This window comes from Microbulbifer sp. SE14, assembly GCF_059834885.1.
Map to the genome: position 1 here is coordinate 1 of NZ_JCBAJA010000058.1, position 8,102 is coordinate 8,102.

The window sequence follows — 8,102 nt, forward strand, 5'->3', positions numbered from 1 at the left end:
CAGCGCGTTGCGGCCGCATAAGCACAACGACGGGTTGCCGCCCAATGTGGCAGAGCAGGCCTACTGGAAAACTCAAAAGACGGTGGCCTAAATCACTTGACCACTACATATAGAACGATAATGACTCATATTTACCAGAGCAAAACTGCCATAACTGGTGTGATTGGACATTCCACTAGTCTGGCTTGCCCACTTCTCACCCACGATACCGGCATAGCTGCTCTTGTTTGCCAATGCAAAAATCGTTACTCTTTGCTGATTATCGCGCACCCGAAGCATCTGGGAAGTCACCGCGCGGAACCGCTCCAGATCCCGAGCAAGAGCTTCCACCATCTTTGGCCTGCCATTGGTCACAATCCGGAAGTGGGGCGTTTCCAATTGATGCCAATCTGCATTCACCAGGCTCGCCGGAGCACTGCATCCGGCGACCAGCATCGATGTAAAGGCAAACAGTCTTAGCGCTCTAATTTTCACCATTATTGTCTACGCTCCTAAGTCCTATTTATAGGACTATTTTCCGCGTGCAAATTTCATGACCTGCCTTATCACTACCTGCCCTTGCCTGGAACTATTTCGACATCTCATCCACTTCAAGCAATGCCTTACTGAACGCATTGTTTTTCAGTGTAGTCAGCGTCTGCTTTGATGGAGTGAAACCAAAGACCAGCCTCTTAGATTTTGATAAGTAATGTACCTACAGGAAAACCAAGAACCTTTCCGGTATTTCAACGGCTTCTCCATCTGGATACTCAACCAGATACAAAATGCTCTCAACAAGATCTCCGAAATCAGCAGCAACAACGCCGGCATCTACATCGAGAGTTTTTATAATCGCCAACACCGTCACTCACGGCCTGGCCATCTGGCCCCGGCTGAATTCAGCAAGAGATATTGGGAATCAGCCAGGGCTGCTTAAAGCGGGACTGTACAATATTGTCAGGACACCCCAATCTACCACTTTCTAATGCTCGGCAATAAACACTTGCGCCATATGCTTGCACTGTCGAAGTACCAAGGATTCGCGTTTTAAAGAGTTCACACCTAGTAAGCGATCCAGCACGAGTCGCATTTTCTCCAACCCTAACTGCACCGTGAGCAGTTGCCCTAACACCAATCGCTTCTGCTGCAACAGGCGCAAACGCAGGCACAAGAGATACTCCGACAAGTAGCGCATCAGAGCTGTTCAGTTCGCTATCACAATGCCAGCTATCAAATCCCGTGATATTCCCTCCGGCGACAGGCCTCTCTTGCGCAATTTAATTGCTGTTAACAAATAAAATAACAGCACACACAAACACTAGCACTCCAAACAATATTGACATCCTTCCATAAAGAATATGCTTTTTACAAATCTGAGTTAGATTCATGTCTTCAAGAGGGTCGAATTCTCTATTCTTTAAAAACTTACCGAATAGTTTTTGCCTTTCAAATTCATTCAAATCAAATGAGCCAGACATAAGTAAATCATGATATTTATCTGGATAACTGATTTTTAATTTGTTTTTTATCATAGCCTTACACTTTCATGCCATCACGGAATACACAATCGTAAGAACAATGGACAGAATGAAGAAGCCAGAAAGCATTGAACTATTCATTGAAGTCAAAAACCTTATAAAAAAGAAGGCAATCCTACCGACTGCGATTGCGAGGCTCAATAGGCTTAATGGGAGCTAGCAGCATTGCCAACCCCCCAAGCAATATTGCCGCCACTAGCCATAAAATTACCGCATGACCAATGCTTACAAAAAAGATCAAGTAAAACAGCAATGTGCCCAGCCCCGCTGCGATGATATTAATCAGAACTCCATATCCACGAGAATAATTATATTCAGTCGCGCATTCTGTACAGCGCACATTACGCCCTCTTCTCATAAGTATCTTCGCAAAAAGTGGAATACCATTTTTTCTACAACTTTTACATTTCAGTTTTATCATTTTTCCCCCTACCGACTACCGTAAAAACCGTGGCTAATCACATCAATAGGATTGCTCATCCCATTCTCAATTGCTCTTATTCCACCGCCAAGGCTGGCCGTGGTTTGCAGAGAGACCCCAAACAAAAATGTTGCCGCCACCCCTCCAGCTCCTGACGTATGGAAAGGCAGGCCTAAAGTAGCTGAGGTTCCGAGATTTGCAGCAAAACGCCCTCCAAAATAACTTGGATTATTCTGGACCATTTCACCAATTTGCTTTAATGCCACATTGCGGGCACTAACAACTTCCCCGTTATACGCAACTTGCAAGTCCAGAGAGATAGCCCTAATCCCTACCATAAGTATTCCGTGCGAAACCTGTGCTCGTGCTTGCGCTTCTGGCCCATTTGCGCCGGCTAAATCATCAAGGTGAGACAAAAATTTCGCTTGATCAGAAAAGTACTGCTTAAAGCCGTCTATAAAGCCGCCCTCCTGTGCAACGCGCAAAACTCCCGCACCGACCATCCCCGCTATAGAGGCTGACCCAGCCTTTAATCTTACCGAGACCGGCGAATTCAGCCGAGTATCAGAAATTAATTCAGCATCCCCACTATTCAGTTGGTCCAGCAGCTCCTGCATCGGGCTTCTGCTCGACACTAGATGCTGAGCATACATACTATAATTGACCCCTCCAATCGTTGCGCTGCCGACACGACTTGATCGCCCCCAAAAGTAGACAGCACCGCCTCCTGTCAACCGACGTCCTGTCACCACTACCTCTTCGATCGGTCCTCCCCGGCCGCCTTCGCCCCCCCTATCTTCTTCTGGGATTTCTTCTCGCCTCTTTGGCTTTTCATCTTTAGATGCAAACCCCGTCGGGTCCGTAAAACTCATCGGACTGTTGAACACATAAGTGTACCGGTTCCAGCTCTGGCTGTATGTGGGCGCTTGCACTATCGGGTCCGAGCTCAAGAAGCGGCCCAGGGTCGGGTCGTAGATGCGCCCGTTCATATGGATCAGACCGGTCCTGTCCAGGTGCTCGTGACCGGTATAGCCCCGCTTGGTGGTGAAGCCCTGGCTCAGCAGTAGTTCTTCCAGTTGCGGCTGGCTGATATCCCTACTCCAGTCCGGGCTGCGGCGCCCACCGTAGGGGTCGAAGGCGGTGTCCAGCATCACCACGCCGCTCTCGTCAGTGATCTTCTCGACCGAGCCCAGGTGGTCCCTATGCAGGTACTGGTATTCCGCGGTGGTGCCGGCCAGGTCGGTTATGGCAACGTGCTGGACATTGCTGTCGAGGACTGTCTTCTGGATGCTCTGTACATTGCCATCGTGGAGCGGGAGGAGTTCCTCGTAGCTGCCGACGATAAAGGCTTTCTCGGTTTTGAGCTGCCCCCCTTCCATCCAACTGGTTTCGCGATAGAAGCGGTTGCCATCCGGACCATACCGGAACCTGTCCCTGGCCGTAGGGGTTGTGGTGTCCCGACTGTCGCCCACCACTATCTCGGTGACCAGCTGCCTGGCGTTCCAGCGGATCCACTTGTCATCGCCGGTGGCAGCGTCGTAGCGTTCAATCGCACCGTTCAGGTCGTAGTTCAGGCTGTGGGCGATGCCATTGATGTTGACGTTGCTGACGGCATTGGGGCCGGCGTTGCCGAACTCCCCGTACTGGTAGCCGGTGACATTGGTGTCGCCCGCCTGGCTGCTGGTCTTGCTGGTGATATTGCCCAGCTTGTCGTACAGGGTGCTGAGTTTCCGGGTGCCGCCGATGGCCATGGTGGCATCCGTGAGGCGGTTGAGGCCGTCGTAGGTGAAGTCCTCCCGCTTGGCTACCTCTGAGCCGCTGTACACGAATCGGCTCTCCAAGGTGCCGTTGGTGCGCCAGCGGTACTCGTTGTTCTGGATGTTGCCACTGCCGGTCTCGACGCTTTCAAGGCGGCCGGTATCCGGGTTGTAGGTGCGGTTGGTCACCAGGTTGTTGCCGTAGGTCTCCTGTTTCACCTGGCCCCAGGCGTTGACGTCATTGAAGGTTTTCACCGCAACGAGGCCTTCCACCGGGTCGTCCTGGGCGTTCAATACTGCCAGGTAGCCGCGGCCGTTGTACTGGTAGTGGGCCTCGACGCCGTTGGGGTAGACGATCTTGTTCAGGCGGCCGCTGCCGTCGTAGTCGTAGCTGTGTTCGTAGGTTTTGCTCAGGCCGCCCGCGGTCAGTGCGGTCGTGATCTTGTCCAGCTTGCGGTCGCCAGGGCGGTAGGTGTAGGTCTCGTGGAAGACCCGGGTGACGCCCTCGGTGTAGCTGCGGCTCTCGAGGCTGCCCTTGGCATATTGGGCATCGTAGTGCCATTCGGCCAGGCCGTCCGCATCCGCCTGCTCCAGCAGGCGGCCCAGCTGGTCGTAGAGGTAGGTGATGCTCTGGCTCTTGTTGTCGGTCTGCCGTTCCAGCTGGCCGAAGGCGCTGTAGTTGCTGGTGACGGAACCCAGGTTGGGATCGGTCAGGCCTGTGCGAAAACCTGCGTGGTCGAAGGTGAAGCTGGATTCGAAATTGCGGCTGTCGCCGGTGACCGTCACCGTCTCCGGCAGGCCGCTGCCGTAATAGGTGTAGTCGGTGGTGACGGCCTTGCCGGTGGCGTCGTCCACGGTTTTGGCCAAGTCGCCGGCGAGGCTGTAATAGCTGTCCTTGACCTGGGTGCTGGTACCGATTTCGCCGATGACGGTTTCAGTTACGCTGACCTTGACCTGGCGGCTGCCATCCGCGGCGGTGTGGTCGGCGTATTCGATATCGACAGAACCGCCGTTTGCTTTCTGCACCAAGTCCAGTCGATTGCGGTGATCGTAATCGTACTGAGTGATGGGCTTGTACCCGTCCACTGCAACGGCGCCTTCGGCGAAGAAGGGGGCAGTCTCGGTGGCCAGGCGGCCCTGCAGGTCGTACTTGAATTCCCGGCGGGAGACGGCGCTGCCGGCAAAGGCTTCCGTATCCTGCTGTACCAGGCGCCCCAGCTGATCGTAATAGCGCTCAGTCTTTGGAGAGATGGACGAGTCGGTCTCCACCCAGTAGGGCACTTCTATGCCGCCCACTGTCGGGCAGATGCCGTGACAGAAGTTGTACTGGTTGGTAAAGACTATGCTGTCTGGAGTGGTGCGACTGGCCTCGCGGCCGAAGGGGTCGTAGCCAATTTCCGTGGTCCGGGTGTTGGCATCGGTGACCTTGCTGACGGTACCAAAGCGCGGATCATACTCGAGGTTGATCGACTGATTGAGGGCGTTCTTTATGCTGGTGGCATAGCGCCGGTCCAGAAAATCTCCCTCGACCGAGGTACTTCGGGTCTGGGTGCCGGCGCCGTTGATTTCCGTATCCACCTTGCCGGTAGCACTCTCACTACTCACGTTGCCGTAGTCGTCATAGCCGTAAGTGACCGCCAGCTGATATTCGGTGTCGCCGGGATATTGAGTGAGTGTGTGTATCTTATTGCTGTTTCCATAGGGGGTGGCACTCAGACTTTCCACCTGATCCGGGTTGGCGCTAACCTCCCCGGCGAAGTAGCTTCGCTCACGGGCGCTGACGAACCCAACCAGCCAGCCACCATCTACCCGGTTGTCGAAGAGGGTGCTGGTTTCCACGCTTCGCTCCACGCTACTGTAGTTAGTAGCCGGCACCACTGCTCCCCACACACTCTGGCTTTCATCTATCTGAACATTCCCGACGATGCGGTTGGTTTGCACGCTGCCAGTCAGCAGGTCGCCGGCCGCGCCTTGGGGAAGGGCCTCAGGCAGGGTATCGGTGACGACATAACCCAGCGGCTCGCCGCCTTCCAGCAATGTTTCGAGGCTCTGCGCCACAAAGGGTACATAGGTGCTGCCATTGCCCGCCTCCAGTGTGAGGGCGGCGCGACTGAAACGCTGGCGGGTGAGCAGTTCGCCGAAGTTGTAGTTGCTCTTGTACTGCAGTTGGCGCGCCAGCTTGCCGAAGTGGGGGAAGTCCTGCCGGTACTGGCGGTAGGTGACGATATCCGCCTCGGTGTCGTAGATGCGCAGGGCGGTGTAGCCGAGAAAGCCCCAGTGCTTGTCGCTGCTCAGGCCCACACCCTGATAGGCGTACTGGGTTATGTGCCAGCCGTTGCTGTAGCCGTTGGATCTGTGCACCTCGGTGACCACGGTGCGGTAGTCGTTGTTCACCGGTTGCAGCGGGCTGGCATCGGGGATGGTGCCCACCGGGCCGAAGAGTATCTCGCCCTCGTCGAAGCGGCCCACCTCCTCCGAGCCGCTTTCATCGGTAATTTTTTCCAGCACAAACTTGGTCTGTGCCCCCAGGCCGTCGGTAACGATTTCGATACCTGTCTCGAAGTCCTCCGGGTTGGCGGAGTCGGTGTACTTCCAGGAGAACACCAGCGGATTCAAGCACTGTCTACCCGTGTTTCCATCACCGTCCATATCATCCGGATCGTAAGCGCACAGCTGCACCTGCTTCAAGCGGCGGGTGTGCTCCTCGTCCGGGTCTGTCGGCTCCTTTTCGGAGATCAATTTGTACTCCCGGTGCAACGCGCCGTCCAAGTGCACGCGGACATGGTGCAACAGCACCAGCTGTTCCTGTTGGATTTCCTCCAGCGGTACCGGCGGTGCATCTGTGCGGGTGCCATATTGGAATTCGATCTTGGCATCACCTTCATTGCCGTAGGTGATTTCTAGGGGGTAGTTGATGCCCTCCACTATGTCGTTATGGTATTTGTATTCCATCGTATTGCCGAAGGCGTCGGTGGTCGTTTTCAGGCTCCATGCAAAATGGGGCGAGCTACCCGCCCTGAGCCGGCTGTCGAAGCTGGTACCGTATTCGCTCACTCGGCCGTCCGGTCCTTTGACCTGAAACCAACGCCAACCTCCGGAGTTCTCCTTCAGCTCGATAAGCCGGAAGCTGTCGCGCAGGGTGCGGTACTGTGCACCCACCTGCCAGTGGGTGCCTGAGACCAGTACCAACGGCTCCCCATCCAGACACAGGGAGTCGTTATCGTTCAACTGGATTCTGTCGTCTTTGGGGTGGTCAACCACGCAGCGACGGATGCTGCTCAACCCGCCCACGCGCCAGCCGTAGCCGAGAATATCCTCGGGCAGGGTTTGGCTCTTTCGCTGTTGGAAGCGGGCGCTGGTGTAGTGCAGGAACAGGTTCGGCTGCAGACCGTTGACGCCAGGGGCCGGCTGCAGGGGCACGGTGATGATCGCATCACCCCTGGCGCCGACGTCGGCGCTGTAGGCGAGAGTCCCCGGGATATCGGGGTCTTCCGTCCGCACCGCCGGCTCCTCGTCGATGTTTTCCAGGTTGTGCACCTTAACCCAGTGGCTGAGCGCAGAGTCGCACGTAAAGTCGTTGCAGGCTTCCAGCTTATACAGGTACTCACCCGGGTCGCTGGCGCCATCGAAATAGCGGGTATCCGTGGTGTGCGGCACCGGCGTGCTCCAGCAGTAACCGTCCTCCTCGATTTCACAGTGGGGTTCGTCCTGTCCCTTGCGGGTGCGTTTTAGACGGTAGCTGCTGGCCTTCACGCCTTCCTGGGTAGTCGCGTCTTTCCAGGTAATAGTCTGGTCCAACTCATAGAAGTGTTCCGGAAGACCTTCTGAGAATGCCGCTTCCGGCGGTGTAGGGGGGCTCAGCTGTTTGACCGGATCAGTCCAATTGCCACAGCCTGAGTTATTGCAGGCGCGCGCTTTGAATTTGTATACGGTTGCGGTAATCGCTTGGCCGGTAGTCGCCTCGCTGATAGTAACCAACGTCTTTTTGCCCAGATTGGAGCCATCCAAATTCGGATCGACAAAGGGCACATAGGTGTAGCCAGTACCGCCGATACTCCATTGCAGCTGGTAGTGAGTAACAGGGTCTGAGGGATCGGGATCGGCAACGGAACTCCAGGACAACTGGAAACTGGAGCCCGGCAAGGTGCTGCCGCCGGGTTCCAGCCAGTTCTGTACTTGGTCGGGATAGTGTTTAACGGTAACGGTGGTCGAGTATTTCCAGCCACTATATTGGTAGTAGCTTCCCGCCTTGGAATAGGCACGAACCCGGTAACGATAGCTCCCACTCGGCAGAGAGAGGCTGTAAATAATTCTGTGTAACCGCCCATGCCGCTGGTTACTGGTGATCGACCAAGCGATCACCAAATTCGATCATAAAACGGTTTAGCGCTGGCTTCCAGTTGCGGA

General features: G+C 55.2%; 4 protein-coding genes. All 4 read right to left on the reverse strand.

Going from position 1 to position 8,102, the window contains the following annotated elements:
* Positions 1-87: 87 nt before the first annotated feature.
* The 4 genes from AC6R19_RS22475 to AC6R19_RS22490 all read right to left on the reverse strand — a co-directional run bounded on the left by AC6R19_RS22475 (position 88) and on the right by AC6R19_RS22490 (position 7,493).
* A complete protein-coding gene (locus tag AC6R19_RS22475; RefSeq protein ID WP_500582108.1) occupies positions 88-477 on the reverse strand; it encodes a hypothetical protein in 390 nt (129 codons plus the stop codon).
* Positions 478-1,256: 779 nt separating this feature from the next.
* Positions 1,257-1,511 carry a hypothetical protein gene (locus tag AC6R19_RS22480; RefSeq protein ID WP_500582109.1) on the reverse strand — a complete coding sequence of 85 codons (255 nt, stop codon included), beginning with the start codon at positions 1,509-1,511 and terminating at the stop codon, positions 1,257-1,259.
* 121 nt (positions 1,512-1,632) lie between these two features.
* On the reverse strand, positions 1,633-1,938 hold the full coding sequence (locus AC6R19_RS22485; RefSeq protein WP_500582110.1) for a hypothetical protein: 306 nt from the start codon (positions 1,936-1,938) through the stop codon (positions 1,633-1,635).
* Between the two features lie 8 nt (positions 1,939-1,946).
* Complete coding sequence (locus tag AC6R19_RS22490) at positions 1,947-7,493, reverse strand: RHS repeat-associated core domain-containing protein (RefSeq protein ID WP_500582111.1); 5,547 nt, start codon at positions 7,491-7,493, stop codon at positions 1,947-1,949.
* Positions 7,494-8,102 lie beyond the last annotated feature (609 nt).